At 70.2% G+C, this 19131-nt stretch carries 22 protein-coding genes; 3 read left to right on the top strand and 19 right to left on the bottom strand.

Going from position 1 to position 19131, the window contains the following annotated elements:
* Positions 1–2 precede the first annotated feature (2 nt).
* The 9 genes from rpsC to HMPREF0591_RS07325 form a co-directional block, all read right to left on the bottom strand.
* Positions 3–842 carry a 30S ribosomal protein S3 gene (gene rpsC / locus HMPREF0591_RS07365; RefSeq protein ID WP_007167839.1) on the bottom strand — a complete coding sequence of 280 codons (840 nt, stop codon included), beginning with the start codon at positions 840–842 and terminating at the stop codon, positions 3–5.
* On the bottom strand, positions 842–1390 hold the full coding sequence (gene rplV, locus HMPREF0591_RS07360; protein ID WP_007167838.1) for a 50S ribosomal protein L22: 549 nt from the start codon (positions 1388–1390) through the stop codon (positions 842–844). The genes rpsC and rplV overlap by 1 nt, the downstream gene beginning before the upstream one ends.
* Positions 1387–1668, bottom strand: coding sequence for a 30S ribosomal protein S19 (rpsS, locus tag HMPREF0591_RS07355; RefSeq protein ID WP_007167837.1), 282 nt, complete (start codon positions 1666–1668; stop codon positions 1387–1389). The genes rplV and rpsS overlap by 4 nt, the downstream gene beginning before the upstream one ends.
* 18 nt (positions 1669–1686) lie before the next feature.
* Complete coding sequence (gene rplB / locus HMPREF0591_RS07350) at positions 1687–2529, bottom strand: 50S ribosomal protein L2 (protein ID WP_007167836.1); 843 nt, start codon at positions 2527–2529, stop codon at positions 1687–1689.
* Between the two features lie 27 nt (positions 2530–2556).
* Complete coding sequence (rplW, locus tag HMPREF0591_RS07345; protein ID WP_007167835.1) at positions 2557–2859, bottom strand: 50S ribosomal protein L23; 303 nt, start codon at positions 2857–2859, stop codon at positions 2557–2559.
* Positions 2860–3513: a 50S ribosomal protein L4 gene (gene rplD, locus HMPREF0591_RS07340; RefSeq protein WP_007167834.1), complete on the bottom strand. Its 654-nt coding sequence runs from the start codon at positions 3511–3513 to the stop codon at positions 2860–2862.
* Complete coding sequence (gene rplC, locus HMPREF0591_RS07335) at positions 3513–4166, bottom strand: 50S ribosomal protein L3 (RefSeq protein WP_007167833.1); 654 nt, start codon at positions 4164–4166, stop codon at positions 3513–3515. The genes rplD and rplC overlap by 1 nt, the downstream gene beginning before the upstream one ends.
* A gap of 15 nt (positions 4167–4181) precedes the next feature.
* Positions 4182–4487 (bottom strand): 30S ribosomal protein S10, encoded by a 306-nt coding sequence (rpsJ, locus tag HMPREF0591_RS07330; RefSeq protein WP_003873519.1) that lies wholly within the window; start codon positions 4485–4487, stop codon positions 4182–4184.
* A gap of 383 nt (positions 4488–4870) precedes the next feature.
* Positions 4871–5479 carry a TetR/AcrR family transcriptional regulator gene (locus HMPREF0591_RS07325; protein ID WP_083212331.1) on the bottom strand — a complete coding sequence of 203 codons (609 nt, stop codon included), beginning with the start codon at positions 5477–5479 and terminating at the stop codon, positions 4871–4873.
* Between the two features lie 145 nt (positions 5480–5624).
* Here HMPREF0591_RS07325 and HMPREF0591_RS07320 point away from each other — a divergent pair, with 145 nt between their 5' ends.
* A complete protein-coding gene (locus HMPREF0591_RS07320) occupies positions 5625–7220 on the top strand; it encodes an MFS transporter (RefSeq protein ID WP_007167830.1) in 1596 nt (531 codons plus the stop codon).
* 484 nt (positions 7221–7704) lie between these two features.
* Here the strand turns inward: HMPREF0591_RS07320 and mftG are convergent, their stop codons facing one another.
* The 7 genes from mftG to mftA all read right to left on the bottom strand — a co-directional run bounded on the left by mftG (position 7705) and on the right by mftA (position 14210).
* Positions 7705–9141 carry a mycofactocin dehydrogenase MftG gene (gene mftG, locus HMPREF0591_RS07315; RefSeq protein WP_007167828.1) on the bottom strand — a complete coding sequence of 479 codons (1437 nt, stop codon included), beginning with the start codon at positions 9139–9141 and terminating at the stop codon, positions 7705–7707.
* Positions 9142–9179: 38 nt separating this feature from the next.
* Entirely contained in the window at positions 9180–10592 is a 1413-nt protein-coding gene (mftF, locus tag HMPREF0591_RS07310) for a mycofactocin biosynthesis glycosyltransferase MftF (RefSeq protein ID WP_007167827.1), read from the bottom strand.
* Positions 10589–11320 (bottom strand): mycofactocin biosynthesis peptidyl-dipeptidase MftE, encoded by a 732-nt coding sequence (gene mftE, locus HMPREF0591_RS07305; RefSeq protein ID WP_040621353.1) that lies wholly within the window; start codon positions 11318–11320, stop codon positions 10589–10591. The genes mftF and mftE overlap by 4 nt, the downstream gene beginning before the upstream one ends.
* Before the next feature lie 166 nt (positions 11321–11486).
* Positions 11487–12677, bottom strand: coding sequence for a pre-mycofactocin synthase MftD (gene mftD, locus HMPREF0591_RS07300; RefSeq protein ID WP_040622019.1), 1191 nt, complete (start codon positions 12675–12677; stop codon positions 11487–11489).
* 2 nt (positions 12678–12679) lie between these two features.
* Complete coding sequence (gene mftC, locus HMPREF0591_RS07295; protein WP_007167824.1) at positions 12680–13846, bottom strand: mycofactocin radical SAM maturase; 1167 nt, start codon at positions 13844–13846, stop codon at positions 12680–12682.
* A complete protein-coding gene (gene mftB, locus HMPREF0591_RS07290; protein WP_040621350.1) occupies positions 13843–14136 on the bottom strand; it encodes a mycofactocin biosynthesis chaperone MftB in 294 nt (97 codons plus the stop codon). The genes mftC and mftB overlap by 4 nt, the downstream gene beginning before the upstream one ends.
* The gene (gene mftA / locus HMPREF0591_RS33000) at positions 14121–14210 is read right to left on the bottom strand and encodes a mycofactocin precursor MftA (protein WP_040621348.1); all 90 of its coding nucleotides are present in this window, start codon (positions 14208–14210) and stop codon (positions 14121–14123) included. The genes mftB and mftA overlap by 16 nt, the downstream gene beginning before the upstream one ends.
* Before the next feature lie 99 nt (positions 14211–14309).
* On the opposite strand from mftA, the gene mftR reads away from it, so the two are divergent.
* Positions 14310–14906 carry a mycofactocin system transcriptional regulator gene (mftR, locus tag HMPREF0591_RS07280; protein WP_007167822.1) on the top strand — a complete coding sequence of 199 codons (597 nt, stop codon included), beginning with the start codon at positions 14310–14312 and terminating at the stop codon, positions 14904–14906.
* The gene (locus tag HMPREF0591_RS07275) at positions 14903–15949 is read left to right on the top strand and encodes a DUF2332 domain-containing protein (protein WP_007167821.1); all 1047 of its coding nucleotides are present in this window, start codon (positions 14903–14905) and stop codon (positions 15947–15949) included. Before mftR ends, HMPREF0591_RS07275 begins: the two co-directional genes overlap by 4 nt.
* A 6-nt stretch (positions 15950–15955) precedes the next feature.
* Here HMPREF0591_RS07275 and HMPREF0591_RS07270 read toward each other — a convergent pair whose 3' ends face one another.
* Genes HMPREF0591_RS07270 through HMPREF0591_RS07260 form a run of 3 tightly spaced genes read right to left on the bottom strand, consistent with a single transcriptional unit; the run spans position 15956 to position 18850 of the window.
* Positions 15956–17161, bottom strand: a complete 1206-nt coding sequence (locus HMPREF0591_RS07270) for an NAD(P)/FAD-dependent oxidoreductase (RefSeq protein WP_085981527.1) — start codon at positions 17159–17161, stop codon at positions 15956–15958.
* Positions 17157–17975 carry a mycofactocin-coupled SDR family oxidoreductase gene (locus tag HMPREF0591_RS07265; protein ID WP_083212302.1) on the bottom strand — a complete coding sequence of 273 codons (819 nt, stop codon included), beginning with the start codon at positions 17973–17975 and terminating at the stop codon, positions 17157–17159. The genes HMPREF0591_RS07270 and HMPREF0591_RS07265 overlap by 5 nt, the downstream gene beginning before the upstream one ends.
* Positions 17976–18022: 47 nt before the next feature.
* A complete protein-coding gene (locus tag HMPREF0591_RS07260) occupies positions 18023–18850 on the bottom strand; it encodes an SHOCT domain-containing protein (RefSeq protein WP_007167818.1) in 828 nt (275 codons plus the stop codon).
* Positions 18851–19131: the final 281 nt, after the last annotated feature.

Below are 19131 nucleotides of genomic sequence, written 5' to 3'. Positions count from 1 at the left end.
ATTCAGCTCTCCGTGCTCTGCGGTTCTGCGGCCGGCGCGGCCTCGGCCGCGGGGGGCGCAGCGCTTTCTTCGGCGCCCGCGGCGGCTCGGCCGGCCTCGGTGCTGGTCGCCGTGGTGCCCGACGCACCGCTGCGCCGGGGACGCGTGCCCGACGGGCGCTCGCGGCGGGGACGGTCGGCGCCCGCCGGAGCGGCCGCGGCCAATTCGCGTTTCCCGCCGACGATGTCGCCCTTGTAGATCCACACCTTCACGCCGATCCGGCCGAAGGTGGTCTTGGCCTCGTACAGGCCGTAGTCGATGTCGGCGCGCAGCGTGTGCAGCGGCACCCGGCCCTCGCGGTAGAACTCCGAGCGGCTCATCTCCGCGCCGCCGAGGCGGCCCGAGCACTGCACGCGGATGCCCTTGACGTTGGGCTGGCGCATCGCCGACTGGATGGCCTTGCGCATGGCGCGGCGGAACGCCACGCGGTTGCTCAGCTGCTCCGCGACGCCCTGGGCGACCAGTTGCGCCTGGGACTCGGGGTTGCGGACCTCGAGGATGTTGAGCTGAACCTGCTTGCCGGTCAGCTTCTCCAGGTCGGCGCGGATGCGGTCGGCCTCGGTGCCGCGGCGGCCGATCACGATGCCGGGACGCGCGGTGTGGATGTCGACCCGCACCCGGTCGCGGGTGCGCTCGATCTCGACGTCGGCGATGCCGGCGCGCTCCAGACCGGTGGACAGCAGCCGCCGGATCGCGACGTCTTCCTTGACGTAGTCCGCGTACTGCTTGTCGGCGTACCAGCGCGACTTCCAGTCCGTGGTGATGCCCAGCCGGAAGCCGTGCGGATTGATCTTCTGGCCCACTAGTCTGAGCCTCCCTTCGCCTCAGAAGTCTCAGACGTAGTTTTCTTGGCCGGAGCGGACTTCGCCGCGGCTTTCTTGGCGGGTGCCTTCTTCGCAGGTGCCTTCGACGCCGCCTTCTTGGCGGGCGCCTTCGCGGCGGCCTTGCTGGCCTCGGCGCGGCGGGCCCGCGTCGACTTCGCCGAACGCTGGTCCTTGGCGGGCCGACTCTCCACCACGACGGTGATGTGGCTGGTGCGCTTGCGGATCCGGAACGCGCGACCCTGCGCGCGGGGGCGGATGCGCTTGGCGGTCGGGCCCTCGTCGGCGTAGACCGTGGCCACCACCAGGGTGGCCGGGTCCAGCCCGTTGTTGTTCTGCGCGTTCGCCGCGGCGCTGGCGATCACCTTGGCCACCGGCTCGCTGGCGGCCTGCGGCGCCCAGCGCAGGATGTCGAGCGCGTCGGACACGGACCGTCCGCGCACCAGGTCGATGACCCGGCGCGCCTTGGTCGGTGAGACCCGCACGAACCGCGCCTTGGCGACCGCCGACGGGAATTCAGTTGTGGTCATCGCCGTTTGGCCTTCCGGTCGTCCTTGATGTGTCCCTTGAAGGTGCGCGTCGGCGCGAATTCACCAAGCTTGTGACCGACCATCGCCTCGGTGACGAACACCGGGACGTGCTTGCGCCCGTCGTGGACGGCGAAGGTGTGGCCGATGAAGTCCGGGATGATCGTGGAACGCCGCGACCAGGTCTTGATGACCTGCTTGGTGTTCTTCTCGTTCTGCGCGTCCACCTTCTTCAGCAGGTGGTCGTCGACGAACGGGCCCTTCTTCAGGCTGCGTGGCATCTGTTACTCCCCAAGTTCCTAGCGACCGTGCTTCTTGCCGGTGCGCCGGCGCCGGACGATGAGTTTGTTGCTGGCCTTGTTCGGGTGGCGGGTGCGGCCCTCCGGCTTGCCCCACGGGCTGACCGGGTGCCGACCACCGGAGGTCTTGCCCTCACCACCACCGTGCGGGTGATCCACCGGGTTCATGACCACACCACGGACCGAGGGGCGCTTGCCCTTCCACCGCATCCGGCCGGCCTTGCCCCAGTTGATGTTCGCCTGCTCGGCGTTGCCCACCTCGCCGACCGTGGCGCGGCAGCGCACGTCGACGCGGCGGATCTCGCCGCTGGGCATGCGCAGCGACGCGTAGGTGCCCTCCTTGCCGAGCAGCTGGATGCTCGAGCCGGCGGACCGCGCCAGCTTGGCGCCACCGCCCGGGCGCAGCTCCACGGCGTGGATGACGGTACCGGCCGGGATGTTGCGCAGCGGCAGGTTGTTGCCCGGCTTGATGTCGGCGTTGGCGCCCGACTCCACCACGTCGCCCTGCGAAAGGCCGTACGGCGCGATGATGTATCGCTTCTCGCCGTCGAGGTAGTGCAGCAGCGCGATGTTGGCGGTCCGGTTCGGGTCGTACTCGATGTGCGCGACCTTGGCGTTGACCCCGTCCTTGTCGTTGCGGCGGAAGTCGATCACCCGGTAGGCGCGCTTGTGGCCGCCGCCCTTGTGGCGAGTGGTGATGCGGCCGTGTGCGTTACGGCCGCCGTGGCCATGCAGCGGGCGCACCAGCGACTTCTCCGGCTCCGACCGGGTGACCTCGGCGAAGTCGGACACGCTGGAGCCGCGGCGGCCGGGGCTCGTCGGCTTGTACTTACGAATTGCCATGTCTCATCAGGTCTTTCTCTCGCGCGGCTAGGCCGGGGCCCCGAACAGGTCGATCGGCTTGCTGCCCGGTGCCAGCGTGACGATGGCCCGCTTGGTGCTCTTGCGTTTTCCGTATCCGGTCCTGGTGCGCTTGCGCTTGCCCTGCCGGTTCGCGGTGTTCACCGACACGACCTTGACGGAGAAGATCTTCTCGATGGCGATCTTGATCTGCGTCTTGTTCGAATCGGGGTGCACCACAAAGGTGTACACGTTCTCATCCAGCAGCCCGTAGGACTTCTCCGAGATGACCGGAGCCAGGATGATGTCGCGGGGGTCGGTGATGGTCGCCATCTACGCCGTTACCTCCTCGGTGCTGGCCGTGTTGCCTGCGATGTAGGCGTTGAGCGCCTCGACGCTGAACACGACGTCGTCGGAGAGCAGCACATCGTAGGTGTTGAGCTGGTCGGGCGTCAGGATGTGCACACCCGGCAGGTTGCGCACGCTCTTGGCGCCGGCCTCGTCGCTGCGGCCGATCACGATCAGCACCTTCTTGCGGTCGGTGAGCGTGCCCAGGAACGCCCTGGCGTTTTTCGTCGAAGGGGTTTGGCCGGCGACGATTTCGGTGACCGCGTGGATGCGGCCGTTGCGCGCCCGGTCGGACAACGCGCCGCGCAACGCCGCGGCGATCATCTTCTTGGGCGTGCGCTGCGCGTAGTCGCGCGGCTTGGGGCCGTGCACCACACCACCGCCGGTGAACTGCGGGGCCCGCGTCGAACCCTGACGGGCGCGGCCGGTTCCCTTCTGCCGGTACGGCTTCCGTCCACCGCCGCTGACCTCGCCGCGGGTCTTGGTCGAGTGCGTGCCCTGACGCGCCGCCGCCCGCTGCGCGGTGACGACCTGGTGCATCAGCGCGATATTGGCCGGGGCGTCGAACAATTCGGCCGGCAACTCGATGGAGCCCTCGACCTTGCCATCCGGCGTCTTCACGTCAATCTTGAGCGCCATTACTTCTCACCTCGTTTGATCGCGCTGCGGACCATCACGAGCCCACCGGTGCGGCCGGGGACTGCACCCTTGATGAGCAGCACGCCGTTCTCGGTGTCGACCTTGTGCACCACCAGGTTCTGCACCGTCACCCGGTCGTTGCCCATCCGGCCGGCCATCCGCGTGCCCTTGAAGACGCGCGCGGGGGTGGCGCAGCCGCCGATGGAACCGGGGCGGCGGTGCACCGCCTGCGCACCGTGACTCGCGCCCTGGCCGCGGAAGCCGTGGCGCTTCATGGTGCCGGCGAAGCCCTTGCCCTTCGAGGTCCCGGTCACGTCGACGTAGCTGCCGTCGGCGAAGATCTCCGCCGTCAGCTCCTGGCCGACCTCGTATTCGCCGGCCGCGGCCTCGTCGTCCAGCCGCAACTCGGCCAGGTGCCGGCGCGGGTTGACCCCCGCGGCGCTGTACTGCCCGGTCACCGGCTTGTTCACCTTGCGGGGGCTGATCTCGCCGTAGGCCAGCTGCACGGCGCTGTAGCCGTCGCGCTCGGGCGTGCGGATGCGGGTGACCACGTTGGGCCCCGCCTTGACCACCGTCACCGGGACGATCCGGTTGTTCTCGTCGAACACCTGCGTCATGCCCAGCTTGGTACCCAGAATGCCTTTTCTTGCCATGAGTTCGCCGGTCCCCTACTGGATGTTGACGTCGACACTGGCCGGAAGGTCGATGCGCATCAGCGCGTCGACGGTCTTCGGCGTCGGGTCGAGGATGTCGATCAACCGCTTGTGCGTGCGCATCTCGAAGTGCTCCCGCGAGTCCTTGTACTTGTGCGGAGAGCGGATGACGCAATACACGTTCTTCTCAGTCGGCAGCGGCACCGGACCTACGACACTGGCACCCGTGCGGACGACGGTCTCGACGATTTTGCGCGCCGATGCGTCGATGGCCTCATGGTCGTAGGCCTTGAGCCTGATGCGGATCTTCTGTCCCGCCACGCTTCTCCTACCCTCGCTCCACTCTCAAAATCCGTGTCCGGACTTCGAATGTCTCAATCCTTAGGTGCCCCCAGCGCGCTGATCGGGCCCGGTTGTGGGCCGATCGAGCGTCGCGCCGGATACTGCGCCGCTGTTTACCTGTCGTGGTTCACCGGCCCCCGCGGTCGGGTGTGTCACCCTCACGCAGCCTGGACCGCGGCGAAAATTTGTCGCGCTCCAAGGATGGGACCGGACGCGCCCGTTTGGGCGCTGGTCGTATGCCCGACCAGGCGTGAACCCGGCCCAAGGCAACCTGAACAGTATGCCCTAGATCGTGGGTTTGGCCAAATCCCCGGGCAAGGCCGCCGACCTGCTTCTTTGGGGCCTCGAGAACCCGCGTGGCCTCAGGCCCCGGCCGATTCGACGCTCGCCGCGTCGGCCCGGTTATGGGCGCGCTGAACATGGAGGAAACCGTCGACCGCCGCCAGCGCGCACTCGCGGTAATCGAAGTCGGGAAGTGTGGACAGCTTCCCCAGCACGAGGGGGCCGATGAGCAGCGCGATGGCGCGGGAGCGGTCCACCTCGCCGAGCTCGGCGGCCTCCGGGCTGTCGAAGATGGCGTCGAACGGCGCCGAGTACTGCTGGGCGATGCGCTCGCGCAGCGTGGTGATCGCCGCGCTGTCGGCGGCCTGCCGGTCGCGCGGTTCGGGCCACTCGTCCAGGTCCCGGCCCAGCGCCAGCCACGACATGGCCGTCATGACCGCGGGCGCCTGGGCCACCGCCTCGGCCTGGTCCAGCACCACCGCGACCAGGCGCTCGCGCAGCGAACCCTCGGCCGGCGGGGTGGGCGACGGCGGGATGAGGCTGTTGAAAGCGGCTGCGAGCAGGTCGTTCCCGCTCGGGAAGTGGCGATACAGCGTGGCCCTGGCCACGTTGGCGGTACGGGTGACCGCGTCGACGGTCACCGCGCTGGGCCCGCCGGAACTCAGCAACGCGGCGGCGGCCTCGAGCAAACGGGCCCGCGAGCGTGCTGGACGCGGATCGGTGCTGCCGCCCGTAATCGTCACCCACCTCCGGCGTTTGAGAACGAGACTATCGGTCTACCTACAAGACTATTGGTCTCGAAACTTCCCTACGTCACCGTGAGGAGGCGCATTGATGATCGATACCCTGGTCCGGCCTGACCAGCGTACTGATGCAGTCAGCATCGGCGGTAGCCCCCGAGCGCGGAACTGGACGCTGGCCGTCGCCTGCATGGGTGTTGCGCTGGTGGTCGCGTCGATGACGGCGCTGAACACCGCGCTGGGCGACCTCGCGGTGGCCACGTCGGCCACGCAATCGCAGCTGAACTGGGTCGTCGACGGGTACACCGTGGCCCTGGCGTGCCTGCTGTTGCCCGCCGGCGCGATCGGCGACCGGTACGGGCGGCGCGGCGCCCTGCTGATCGGCCTGGTCGTCTTCTCGGCCGGCTCGATGGCGCCGGCGCTGCTGCACAGCCCGGCGCAGATCATCGCCGGGCGCGCGGTCGCGGGGATCGGCGCCGCCTTCGTGATGCCCGCGACGCTGTCGCTGCTGACCGTCGCCTATCCGAAAGAAGACCGGACCAAGGCGGTCGGCATCTGGGCCGGCACGGCCGGATCCGGCGGCGTGCTGGGCATGCTCGGTTCCGGCGTGCTGCTTCGCTTCTGGGACTGGCACGCGATCTTCTGGTCGCTGGGCGCCGCCGGGCTGGTGATCCTCGCGTTGGCGTGCACGGTCTCCTCGTCGCGTGACAGCGGCGCCCCGCGGATCGATGCGCCGGGCGCGGTCCTGATCGGCGCCGCGGTGGCGATCGCCGTGGCGGCGATCCTCGAGGCGCCGACCCGCGGGTGGAGCGACCCGCTGGTCTGGGGCGGGCTGGTCGCCGGCGCGGTGCTGGCCGCGGCGTTCGGCGCGGTGGAGCTGCGCCTCGCCCGGGCCCGCCGGCAGCCCCTGCTGGACGTCCGGCTGTTCGCCGACCCGAACTTCGCCACCGGCGTCGCCGCGATCGTCATCCTGTTCGGCGCGACGTTCGGGTTCTTCTACATCGGCATGCAGTACGTGCAGCAGATCATGGGCTACTCGGCCCTGACGACGGCGATCTCGTTCGGCCCGTTCATGGTGCCGCTGGGCATCTTCTCGGCGCTGTCGTTCTGGTACGTGCCCAAGCTGGGCCTGCGGCTCGTGCTGTCCGTCGGGACGCTGCTGATGGCGGTCGGCTTCGCGTGCATGTACCGGTTGAACCTGCACTCCTCGTACCTGGAATTCGCCTGGCCGACCTTGGTTTTGGCAACCGGCATCGGGATCTGCACGGCGCCGACCACCTCGGCGATCATGGGCGCGGTGCCCGACGAGAAGCAGGGCGTCGCGTCGGCGGTGAACGACACGTCCCGGGAGATGGGCGGCGCACTGGGGATCGCGGTGGCCGGTTCGATTCTGGCGGGCCGCTATTCGCACGAGCTGGCCCCGAAGCTGGCCGCCTTCCCCGCCCCCGTCCGCGGGCCGGCCACCGATTCGCTGGCCAAGGCCCTGGAAGTCGCCGGCCGGCTGGGGCCGCAGGGTCACCAGCTCGCGCAGCTCAGCAAGACCGCGTTCCTGGCGGCCCTGCACGCGTCGACCATCACGATGGCCGTCATCGTCGCCTTGGCCGCGGCGCTGATCGGTGTGTGGGCCCCCGGCCGCGACGGCCGGCAGTTACGGCCTGTGCGCGCACTGCTGTCCCGCCGCCGGCGCTGAATCACCCAGGAGCTCCAATAGTGTTGTCCGGCATCGGGTTCGACGGAACCAACTCCACCGGGAGTGCTTGAAAACGTCCGCCGGTTCTGGTATCACCGGAGATATATCGACAGATACAGGTCATCTCTTTCGTCAGCGCGAGGTGGATGTGGTGTTGATGGAGCTTACGAGCGTGCACCGGCGCCGATGGCCGGTCTCCCCGGTCTGGGCGCGGGAGCGTTCGCCTCCGGTGCTTGCGGGATAGCAAGCCTGCCAACGCTTCCGGAATCGGCGAAGGGAGGTGGCCGACAGAGACGACGAACGACGATCGAACAGGAAGACGGCGGTCGTGCCGTCCACGAATATTGCGACGCATTGTCCGCGCGACCCATGCCGGCGCGCACCGCCACTTGCCGTGGCCATCTACGTGGACCGCATGAACATCCGCCGCTCTCGGGGGCGGGCCGCAGGCCGCACCGGTGGCCCGCCCCGCACCCTCGGGCCGTCACCGCACGAAGTCGGCGGCGTGATGCCCGAGCATCACGATCGTGGCGTGCGGCCCGCGGCTGGTGATGGTCGGCAGGACGGAGCCGTCGATCACCCAAAGATTCTCGATGCCGTGGACGCGGCAGCGATGGTCCACGACCGCCCGCGGATCGGTCGCGGCGCCCATCGGCGCCGTGCCGCACAGGTGTTGGGAGGTGGACCAGGCCGGGTCGCCGACATACGTTGCGGTGCTGGCCAATTCGCGGGCCAGCTGCGCACCCGCGCGCAACGCGGCGAGGTCGTCCGGTTCGCTGTCGTAACGATGCTCGATCCTGGGCGCCACGTCGGGGTCCGCCGAAACCAGCGTGAGGCGCCCGCGGGCCCGCGGTTGCATCAACGCCACCCCGATGTGCGGCCAGTCGGCGTGTCCGGCGGTGCCGTCCCCGGTCATCGCGACGAATCCGCCTGTGTACGGCCTGATCTCGACATCGTCGGTGGTGCTCAGCACGACCTCGAGCACGGGCCGGCCGGGGGCCACGGTCCAGTCGGTGGGCAGCACCCACTCGGGATGATCGCTGAACGACGTCCCCACCGGCAGCGGCACGACCACCGGTACGCCGACGGCCTGCAGCCCGTCCTCCGCGCCGACGCCCGACAGCATCAGCAGCTGTGCCGTCTCGATGGCGCCCGCGCACAACACGATCCGGTCGGCGCTCAGCGTCACGCGCCCGCCCGGCCCGATCGCGTCGACGCCGACCACGGAGGTGCCGGCGAAGCGCAACCGCGCCACCCGTGTCCGCGCGTGCAGCGTCAGGTTCGGCCGGCCCAGGGCGGGCAACAGGAAACCCGTGCCGGAGCCGGTGCGCACACCGTCGACGATGTTGAGCGGGACGGCGCCCACTCCCGAAACCGGTTCGGGGCCCGCATCGTTGAGGTCGTCGATCCAGTCGAACCCGACGGACCGGGCGGCGGCGATGAAACGCTCCGTGGTTCCGGTCATTTCCCGGGTGCGGCGCACCCGGATGGGGCCGCTGTCGCCGTGGGCCGGGCCGCCGAAGTCGAGGTCGGTCTCGATGGCGCGGAAGCTGTCCAGGACGTCGGGCCACGCCCAGCCCGGCAGCGCGAGGCGATCGAAGTCGCGCGGCAGCCCGCGGCAGAAATAGCCGCCGTTGATCGCGCCCGACCCGCCGACCGTCGCCCCGCGCACCAGCGGATGCGTACGCGGGGGTCGTTCGGTCAGGCTGGTCTGGTAGCGCCGCACCAGGGGACTGCCCACCCCGATCGGCAGCTGCGTCCCGTTGGCGGTTTGGGCGAGCAATCCCGGATCGTCGAGGGCCGGCCCCGCCTCGAGGACGGTCACCGCGCGGCCGGGGTCTGCGGAAAGGCGTTCGGCGACAACCGATCCAGCGCTGCCGGCGCCGACGATCAGCACATCGCTGTGCGGGGCGGCCGTCATCAAAAGCGGGACTTCGTCAAGGGCGGGACAAGTGGCGGCTAGCTCCGGATCTGCGGCTTCAGCGCGCGCAGGTTACGCTCCCGCAGCACACCCCACCACAATCCGAGCCCGTACGCCAGGTCGTCGATCCGCTTGAGCAACAGATAGGTCAGCAGGCCGATCGGTTCGGCGTCGTCGCCGATGGCGTCCCGGCGGCGCAGCCAGTCCACCACGCCGTCCATGACGGCCGCGACCAGGACAACCCGGCGGAAGTGCCGTGACAGCGCGGCGGCGAGCAGGGCCACCGGCCAGTAGTGGCGGCACAGCGCCGACGCCAGCTGCAGCGCCGCCGACCACAGACCCCGCGACGCGATCGTCGCCACGTCCGTGATCGACGTCTCGGCGCCGCGCATCGCCCTGGCGATCCGCCGGCCGGTGAGGACGGCGACGACGACGGACGCCAACCGGGACAGGCAGGTCCCGAAGGCCATCAAAATCCAGGTCAGCAGGGCCCACCCGGAGATCACGACCGGCGCCGTCTTGTCCGGGTGCCGGATGGAGAGCGGGGCGGCCGAACCGCCGTAGAACGCCTTGCGCGCGAGCCAGTCCCGCAGTTCGGTGCGATGGTCGTGGGCGACCAGCGCGACGGGCTCGTAGCGCAGCCGGGCGCCGGCCTCGATAAGCCGCCAGCACAGGTCGACGTCCTCCCCGGACTGCAGGGTCTCGTCGAACCCGCCGATGCCGCGCAAAGCGGAGCAGCGGCAGATGATCGCCGCGCTGGGCACGTAGGACACCGTGCTGTGCGGCAGCACCGGCGCCTCGCGCTCGCCGAGGTCGAGTGAGGAGTGCACCGCCTCGTAGCGCGCGACGACGTTCTCGCTGTGCGACAAGCCGACGATGCGCGGCGCGACGAGGGCGACGGTGGGATCGCAGAAATGCCCGAGCAGCGCCTCCAGCCAGCCGCGGTGCGGCGCGACGTCGGAGTCCAGGAACGCGACGTAGTCGGTCCGGCAGGCGGTCAGCCCGGTGTTGCGGGCGGCGGCCGGGCCGCGGCTGCGCGAATGCCGCAACACCTCGACGTCGCAGTGCGCGCCGACGAAATCATCCGGCTCGACCGGCGGGAACGAACCGTCGTCCACCACGACGACCCGCAGGCCGCGCAGGGAGCTGACCAGGCGGTGCACCCCGGACAGGTTGTCCCGCACCGGGATTACCACGGTCACGTCGCGGTGCGACGGGCCACCCGCCGGCCGCGGATGCGCCACCGTGGCGTCCAGCAGCGTGCGGGCCAGCTGGGCGCTGAGGTCGTCGCGGACCTTCAGCCGGCCGTCGCACAGCATGTCCTGGGCGGCCGGGGCCAGCTTCAGCAGCCGCGTCGGCGAACCGCCGAGCAGCGCCGAGCCGTCCCCCAGCACCCGCACGCGGCGATCGACCTGGACGGCGAAGCCGTCCGGCAGCCGCGGTTGACTCATGTCAGCATCCCGTCGCGCCCGGGTGACCACCGCGACACCCGGCGGACGGAGCCGTCGACCATCTCGGCGAGGATGCGCCTGCCCTCCTCGGCGGTGGCGGTGGTCGGGTCCCCGAGGACGCCGACGGGGCTGACCGCCGCGACTCCCCCGCGACGCAGCGACGGCAGCAGTTCGGGCAGCGGCGAACGGTTGCCGGCGAGCCACCGGTCGGTCCGCACGTCGCCGGGCGAGATGTGCAGCAACAGCGAGGTTTCGGTGTGCCCGGCGTGGGCATCGCCGCCGGCGGCCTCACACGGGCACCAGCCGGCGTCGCGGCCCTCGTCGCGCAGCCGGGAAATCGCCGCGGCCAGCGCGGCGACGTTGCCGCCGTGGCCGTTGACGAAGACCAGGCGCCGGGCCCAGCCGGCGGCCGACCGGCCGTACTCCAGCAGCAGCAGGGTCAGGGCGTCGGTGCCGATGGAGATGGTCCCGGCGAAACTCTGGTGCTCGCCGCTGGCGCCGTAGGCGATGGCCGGGGCCACCGACCAGTCCCCGTCGAGGCGGGCGCGCGCCCCGCGGGCGACCGCGGTTGCGATCCGGGTGTCGGTGTCCAGGGGCAGGTGCGGACCGTGCTGTTCGGTCGAGCCCAGCGGGATCAATATTGACGGTGAGGTGCCCGAGAGCTGGCTTGACGTCGCCATTGCCAATTCGCCGAGTACGGGCACTCGGTGATGGTAGGACGAATTCACCTGGCGTGCACCGATTGTTGTCCGTCGAAAACAATTTTTTTCCGGGCGGTTCATTCAGGCGTTTCAAATCTGTGCTCGTTCGTCACGGACACCACGCGTGTATCACCATTCGCCCGTCCGCCGACGATTCCGGACAAATCCGCCCGGAATATCGTTGATTAGCCGGTCAGGCCTCCCCGGCGGGCGGGGCACCGAGCGTCCGGGTGAAGCCGGGCGGCACGAGGATGTCGTCGGGACCGAGGTCTGCGACCCCGGCGTGACCCAGACCCATCAGCGCGGAGTCGATGCCCCCGCGCAGGATGTCGAGCACGTTCTCCACGCCCGCCTGACCGGCGGCCGCCAGGCCCCACAGGTACGCGCGGCCGATCATCACCGCCCGCGCCCCGAGCGCGACGGCCTTCACGACGTCGCTGCCGCGCCGGATGCCACCGTCGAGCAGCACCTCGACCTGGTCACCGACCGCGGCGGCCACCGCGGGCAGGGCGCGGATCGACGCCGGCGTGCCGTCCAGGTTGTTGCCGCCGTGGTTGGACACCGAGATGGCCGAAACGCCCGCGTCCACAGCGCGTTTCGCGTCGTCGACGCGCATCACGCCCTTGAGCATGAACGGCCCGCCCCACAGTTCGCGCAGCCAGGCGATGTCTTCCCACGTGGGGGGCGGCGTCCCCATCCACTCCCCGTAGGCGGCGAAGAACGGCGGACCGGGCTCGCCGCGGCGCCCCTGGTTGGGGACCCGCAGCTCGGGCGGGTGCAGGGTCTTCGCCCACTGCAGGAACCATCGCGGCCTCGTGATGGCCTCCGGGCTCATCTTGACGATGGTCTTCAGATCCATCTTTTCCGGAATCGAGGGGCTGCCCCAATCGCGGCCGTGCGAGAAGCTCCAGTCGGTGGTGACGATGAGGCCCACCGCCCCAGCCGCCCGGGCGCGCTCCACCCGCGCGGCGATCGCGTCGCGGTCGCCCAGCCAGTACAGCTGGAAGAACAGCTTGGGGTTCGCCGCGATCACCTCTTCGATCGGCTTGCTGGCGAACGAGGACAGCCCCATGGCCGTGCCCCGGGCGGCGGCGGCCCGCGCCACGGCCACCTCACCGTCCGGATGCACCGCCTGCACGCCGGTGGGCGAAATCAGCACCGGCATCGAAATGTCTTGCCCCATAACGGTAGTCGACAGATCGCGCTTTTCCTGAACGCCGATGACATGGGGTGCGAAGCCGAGTTCGCTGAACGCGGCGACGTTGTCGGCGACGGTGATTCCCTTTTCGCTCGCCGAAATCAGCGAAGAATAGGCCGATTTGGGCAGCCGCCGTTTCGCGCGTTCCTGCGCGATGGCGACGGTCTCAAACCATTTCTCGGCCACGATCACACCGGGCTTTCGTTGCACAATCGCGCAGGCGGACGCGACAGCGTCAGCAGTACCGGCCCGCCGGTCTTTCGGGAGTGGTCGGCGCGCGGCCGCGGGGTTTCCCGGGTGCGGGCCAGCGCCGCCGCGCTGTGTCCCTGGACGCATTCGGGGTCCGGCCCGTCCATCGGCAGGCCGGTGAAGAACTTGGCCGCCATGCAGCCGCCCCGGCAGGCGTCGTAGTGCCCGCAGCTGCCGCACGCGCCGGGTGACTGCGGTTCGCGCAGCTCGCGGAACAGGGGCGCGTTCTTCCAGACGTTGTCGAACCCGCCGTCGGTCAGCACGTTCCCCGCCAGGAAGCGGTCGTGGATGGCGAACGGGCAGGCGTACACGTCGCCCACCGGGTCGATCAGGCACACCACCCGGCCGGCCCCGCACATGTTCAGGCCGGCCAGCGCGCCCGAGGAGCCCAGCGGCGACAGGTGGAAGAAGGAGTCACCGGTGAGCACCCGCTCGCCCTTGGCCACCAGCCAGTCGTAGAGCTGCACCTGCTGCTCGGCGGTGGGGTGCAGGTCCTCCCAGACGTCGGCGCCCCGCCCCGAGGGCCGCAGCCGGGTGATCCGCAGCGTGGCGCCGTAACGGCTTGCCAGCGCGGCGAATTCGTCGAGCTGGTCGACGTTGTGCCGGGTGACCACAACGGAGATCTTGGCGTCCGAGAAGCCGGCGTTGGCAAGGTTCTCCAGCGCCCGCACCGCCATGGCGAACGAGCCCGGACCGCGGACCGCGTCGTTGACCTCCGCGGTGGCGCCGTCGAGCGAAATCTGGACGTCGACGTAGTCGCTCGCCGCCAACCGCGCGGCCACCTCCTCGGTGATGCGCACCCCGTTGGTGGAGAACTTCACCCCGACGTGGTGCGCCGTGGCGTAGTCCACCAGCTCCCAGAAGTCAGGGCGCACGGTGGGCTCCCCGCCGCCGATGTTGACGTAGAACACCTGCATGCGTTCCAGCTCGTCGATGATGTCCATGCACTGACGGGTGGACAGTTCGCGCGGGTCCCGTTTGCCCGACGACGACAGGCAGTGCACGCACGCCAGGTTGCAGGCGTACGTCAGCTCCCACGTCAGGCAGATGGGCGCATCCAGCCCGCTCTCGAACTGCTCGATGAGCCGGGGCACGGTGGCGGTCACGGAACCTCCTGGGGTACCAACATCTTCGAATCGGCCAGCACGCCCAGCGCGTGCAGATACGGCGCCTCCCCGGCGCCGTCCACACCCGCCGCGCGGCAGGCGGAATGGACGTCGGGGTGCTCGGCCAGCGACCGCACCACCGTGAGGATGGTGCGGTTCTTCAGGAAGGACAGCTTGCGGGTGCCGAAGTGGTAGAGCAGCGCCCCGAACGGTTCGGGTCGAACCGCCACTTGCGGGTGCAACCGCCAGCCGCGGTCGGGGTCGAACACGCGGGTCAGTAGACCCCGCACATGCCGTCGATGGACACCTCTTCGACCAGGGTCTCGGCGACGAGCTGGGTCTCGGTCTCGGTTTCGTGGTCCACGGGTCATTGCCTTTCGTCGGTTCTTGACAACGATGGGGATCGAGTCACAAGCTTCGTCAGAATATGGCATCGAGTGCCGAAATGGAAGGGCGGGGTCCGATGATGCCGCAGCCGCGGGTGGGCCGTCGCCGCTCGACAACGCCGCACCACATCACCGACGTCGCGATCGAGCTGTTCGGCGCGCGCGGCTTCGCCGACGTCAGCGTCGACGACGTCGCGCAGGCCGCCGGCATCTCCCGGCGAACGCTGTTCCGCTACTACGCGTCCAAGAACGCGATCCCGTGGGGCGACTTCGACACCCACCTGGCGCACCTGCGCGACCTCCTCGACGACGTCGATCCGCGGGTGCCCCTGGGGCAGGCGCTGCGCGATGCGCTGTTGGCGTTCAACACCTTTGGCGAGTCCGAGACCGCCAGGCACCGCCAGCGCATGCGGGTCATCCTGCAGACCGCCGAGCTGCAGGCCTATTCGATGACGATGTACGCCGGCTGGCGCGAGGTGATCGCGGGCTTCGTGGCCCGCCGGCTGGACTGCAAGCCGACCGACCTGGTGCCGCAGACGGCCGCGTGGACCATGCTGGGGGTGGCGCTGTCCGCCTACGAGCACTGGCTTTCCGACGAGTCCGTCCCGTTGCCGACCGCGCTGGGCAACGCGTTCGACGTCGTGCGCACCGGGCTGGACAGGCTGGCCCGGTGAGCGTCGAGCACCTGCTGCACACCCTGCGGGCGCAAGGCCAGTTCTGCGCCCGCTCCGGCTCGCCGATGTATGGCGAGCTTTTCGAGCTGGTGGCCACCGACGTCGCGGCCGGCGGCGTCTTCGCGACCATCCTGGCCGGGCACGAGGACGACCCGTCGCGCCTGGCGGTGCCGCTGCGGCTGCTCGGCGGCCTGCACCGCTTGGTGCTCGACGGCCGGGCGCCGCAGTTGCGCCGGTGGTATCCCAGCACCGGGGGCAGCTGGGACGCCGGGCCGGCGTGGCCGGAGATCGAGGGTGTCGCGGCGGCCCACGCCGAGGCGCTGCGGGCGGCGTTGCGGCAACCGCCCCAGACCAACGAGGTCGGGCGGTCCGCCGCGCTGATCGGCGCCCTGTTGCGCGTCAACCACGAATCCCGTTTGCCGATCAGGCTTTTCGAGATCGGTTCGAGCGCCGGGCTGAATCTGCGCGCGGACCACTACCACTACCGCTTCGCTGGCGGCGAGTGGGGACCCGGCGACTCGCCGGTGATCATCGACGACGCCTGGCGCGGCGCGCTGCCGCCGGGCGGCGAGGTGCGGATCGTCGAGCGCCACGGCTGTGACATCGCGCCCATCGACGTCACCGGCGGCGACGGGGAGCTCACCGTGCTGAGCTACGTCTGGCCGGACCAGACCGCCCGGCTCGAGCGGCTGCGCGGCGCCATCGAGGTCGCCCGGCGGGTGCCGGCCCGGCTGCAGCGCGAGACGGCGGCCGGCGCCGTCGCCGGCCTGACGCTGGCCGCCGACGCGCTCACGGTGCTGTGGCATTCGATCACCTGGCAGTACCTGCCCGACGAGGAGCGCGACGCGGTGCGCTCCCGGGTGCGCGCGCTGGGCGCGCAGGCCGGACAGCGTTCGCCGTTCGTCCACCTGACGCTGGAGCCCTTCCGCGACGGGCCCGGCGGACCGATCCGGTTTCTGGTGCGCGCGCGCCGGTGGCCCGGCGGCGAACTGGAGATTCTCGCCGACTGCCACCCGCACGGACCGCCGGTGCGCTGGCTGTAGGACCCCTCAGCCCAGCACGTCGGAAATGGGTGCGCCGGCGGCGATCTTGGCGCGCACCTTCATCACCTTGCCGGGCATCCCGCCGCCGACCACCCCGACCAGCACGCCGTCGCGCTCGTAGTAGGCCAGGAACTTGCGGCCGTCGTCCTCGACCAGGTGGACGGTGTCGGTGGCCTCGGGCTCGCCGAGGCACTGGATCTTCACGTCGTACTGGTCGCTCCAGAAGTACGGGACGACCACGGCCGACGAGGTGTCCTGCCCCAGCATCGCGGGCACCACGACGCGGGTCTGGTCGGCGACATTGCTCCAATGCTCCACCCGCGCTTGGTGTCCCGTCGCGTCACGCCAGGACGCGACGTCGCCGAGCGCCCACACGTTCGGCGCGCTGGTCCGTCCGGCCTCGTCGCAGAGCACGCCGTTGTCGACCTCGATGCCGCTGCCCTCCAGCCAACCGGTCGCCGGGTGCGACCCGATGCCGACGACCACCAGGTCCGCCGCCAGCTCGGTGCCGTCGGTCAGCACCACGGTGTCCACCCGCCCCTCGCCGCGCACCTCGGCCACCCCGACCCCGAGGCGGACGTCGACGCCTTCCGCGCGGTGCAGGCGCGCGACCAGCCCGCCGATCCGCTCGCCCAGCACCGACGCCAGGGGTGTGGGCTGCGGCTCGACCAGCACCACGTCCACGCCGAGGCTGCGCAGGCTGGCCGCCACCTCGCAGCCGATGAAGCCGGCGCCGATGACAACGGCGCGCTGAGCGGCGGACGCGTGCTCCCGCAGCGCCATGCTCTCGTCGAACGTGCGCAGCACCCGGATGCCGTCGAGATCGGGCAGCGCCGGGATGCGCCGCGGCACCAGGCCCGTCGCGATGACGAGCTCGTCGTAACCGAGCACGGAGCCGTCGGCCAGCGTCACCGTCCGCGCCGCGGTGTCCAAGGCCGTGGCCGCCGCGCCCAGTCGCAGGGTGATGTCGTTCTCGTCGTACCACTCCCGCGGTTTGAGGGCCACGTCGTCGACCTCTTTGCGCAGCACCTCTTTTGACAGCGGCGGGCGGTCATACGGCAGGTGCACCTCGTCGCTGACGATCGTGACGCGCCCGGCGTACTCCGCACGACGCAGCTGCTCGGCGGTCCGGGCGGCGGCCAGACCGCCACCGACGATCACAATTCCGTTGCTAGCGGTCACGTGGAGTTCATACCACGGTCGCGGCTCAATACTTCAACGCGCCCTTGTCCACCGGAATCTGGGTCCCCGTCACCGTGCCCGACCCGTCGCCGGCAAGCCACGCCACCACGTCGGCCACCTCGTCGGGCGTCATGAAGCCGTTGGGCTGCAAGGGCATCGGGGGGAAGCTATGCACGAAGCCGGGATGGCGGGCAAAGATCTCCATCATCACCTCCGGCTCGATCATCGGGGTGTCCACCGAGTAGGGGTGGATGGAGTTGACCCGGATGTGGTATTCGCCGAGTTCGATGGCCAACGTGTTGGTCAGGGCGGTGAGCCCGTGCTTGCTGGCCGAGTAATGCCCGTTGCCGGGGGTGGCCTTCAGCCCCGCCGACGAGCTGACCACCACGATCGAGCCGCCGTTGCCGGCCTCGATCATCGGCGGCACGGTGGCCCGCAGCGTGCGCCAGGTGCCGGTCAGGTTGACCCCGATGACGGCGTCCCACTGCTCGTCGGTGAGCTCCCAGAGCCGGCCCCAGCTCAGGACGCCGGCGTTGGCCACCACGATGTCGAGCCGGCCGAATTGCTCCACGCCGTCGGCCACGAGCTGGCGCAGCGCGGCGTCGTCGCGGATGTCCAGCTCGCGGGCCAGCACCTTGCGGCCCTGCGCTTCCACCAGGCGGACGGTCTCGCTCAGGTCCTCCGGGGTGGCCGGCGGATAGGTCAGCGTGGGCGACGCCGGGGCGCAGATGTCGAGCGCGATGATGTCGGCGCCTTCGGCCGCCAGTCGCACCGCGTGCGATCGGCCCTGGGCGCGGGCCGCGCCGGTGATGAACGCCACCCGGCCCTGCAGTGATCCAGCCACGAGGCAAGGCTAGCAGCGAAACTGAAACCTGTTCTAACTCGCCCGGCTCAGATCTCGGCGATGATCTGGGCCCGCCGGCTGTTGTACTCCTGGTCGGTCAGCGCGCCGCTGGCGCGCAAGGTCTCGAGTTCCTGCAGTCGCTGCGCGATCGACGGTTGCGGGGGCGTGACCACCGGCGCCGGCCCCCCTGCGCTGGCCGGCTGGGCGGCCGGCGCCTGCTGGGCCGCGCGGCGCACCACCGCCTGGATCTGCTGGCGCAGCACCGGGTTCGACCGGATGTCGACCATCCGGTCGAGCGGAACGTTGTTGGCCTTGAGGATCTGCAGGATCTCCATCAACGGGCCGGCCTGACCGCTCAGGTCGTAGGTCTGGTTGTCCTCGGCCACGGTGAACTGCGCAGGCACCAGGCCGTTGACCAAAGCGCTTCGCTCCCAGTCGATTCGGTATTCGTTGGTGGTCGGGTTGACCAGCACCACCACCTTGCGGGCGCTGAGGTTGCCGAGCCGGGTCACACTCGCGATCACCCGGTCTTCGCTGTCGAACGGCAGGAACCCGGGCCCGGAGATGTGCAGCTGCACCTTGACGACCTGCTGGTTGTTGATCCAGGTCCCGGTCTCGGTGACGCCCGTGATCTGGGCCAGCGCCAGCACCCCGCTCTGTTCGAGCGCCGCGTTCTTGGCCGACGAGTTCGCGCCGTAGTTGGCCAACGCGAGCGCGATCAGCACGTCGGCCACGGTGACGAGCAGACCGACGTAGAACATCCATTGCAGCAGGCTGCCGAGCCCGAGGGTGAAGTAGACGATCAGGAAGATCGGCCCGACCAGGCCGCCGCACAGCAAAACCACCAACTGGGCCTTCAGGTAGCGCGCCAACACGAGTGTCTCCTTACCCTTGCTGGGATTTTCGTGTCAGGTTAGCGCCCGCGCTGCCACCGCGCGCGCCATACGCGCAAACCGACCGGCGCGCTAGTCCACCCTGGGGATGATGGTGGGCGCCGGGCGTTCCGACGAGCCCGCCGGCGACGGCGTGGCGGGCGAATGCGCCGAGACCATCTTCACCGGCGTGCCGGTCGACACCGGCATCGCCGGGGCGGCGGCGGCCTGCGGCGTCTCGACCTGTGCGGGCGTCGACGCGAGCGGGCTCAGCGGCGCCGGAG

The sequence above is a fragment of the Mycobacterium parascrofulaceum ATCC BAA-614 genome (assembly GCF_000164135.1).
In the GTDB taxonomy this organism is placed as follows: Bacteria; Actinomycetota; Actinomycetes; order Mycobacteriales; family Mycobacteriaceae; genus Mycobacterium; species Mycobacterium parascrofulaceum.
The sequence above is the reverse complement of the archived record's forward strand: the minus strand, read 5'-3'. Positions and strand labels throughout refer to the sequence as shown.

Excerpts from the sequence above, each read along its gene's own strand:
- mftG (WP_007167828.1), bottom strand. The coding sequence starts at position 9,141 with ATGACGGCCGCCCCGCACAGCGATGTGCTGATCGTCGGCGCCGGCAGC.
- rplB (WP_007167836.1), bottom strand. The coding sequence starts at position 2,529 with ATGGCAATTCGTAAGTACAAGCCGACGAGCCCCGGCCGCCGCGGCTCC.
- rplW (WP_007167835.1), bottom strand. The coding sequence starts at position 2,859 with ATGGCGACCATCACCGACCCCCGCGACATCATCCTGGCTCCGGTCATC.
- HMPREF0591_RS07320 (WP_007167830.1), top strand. The coding sequence starts at position 5,625 with ATGATCGATACCCTGGTCCGGCCTGACCAGCGTACTGATGCAGTCAGC.
- rplC (WP_007167833.1), bottom strand. The coding sequence starts at position 4,166 with ATGGCAAGAAAAGGCATTCTGGGTACCAAGCTGGGCATGACGCAGGTG.
- rplV (WP_007167838.1), bottom strand. The coding sequence starts at position 1,390 with ATGACCACAACTGAATTCCCGTCGGCGGTCGCCAAGGCGCGGTTCGTG.
- rplD (WP_007167834.1), bottom strand. The coding sequence starts at position 3,513 with ATGGCGCTCAAGATTGACGTGAAGACGCCGGATGGCAAGGTCGAGGGC.
- rpsS (WP_007167837.1), bottom strand. The coding sequence starts at position 1,668 with ATGCCACGCAGCCTGAAGAAGGGCCCGTTCGTCGACGACCACCTGCTG.
- mftF (WP_007167827.1), bottom strand. The coding sequence starts at position 10,592 with ATGAGTCAACCGCGGCTGCCGGACGGCTTCGCCGTCCAGGTCGATCGC.
- mftR (WP_007167822.1), top strand. The coding sequence starts at position 14,310 with ATGATGCCGCAGCCGCGGGTGGGCCGTCGCCGCTCGACAACGCCGCAC.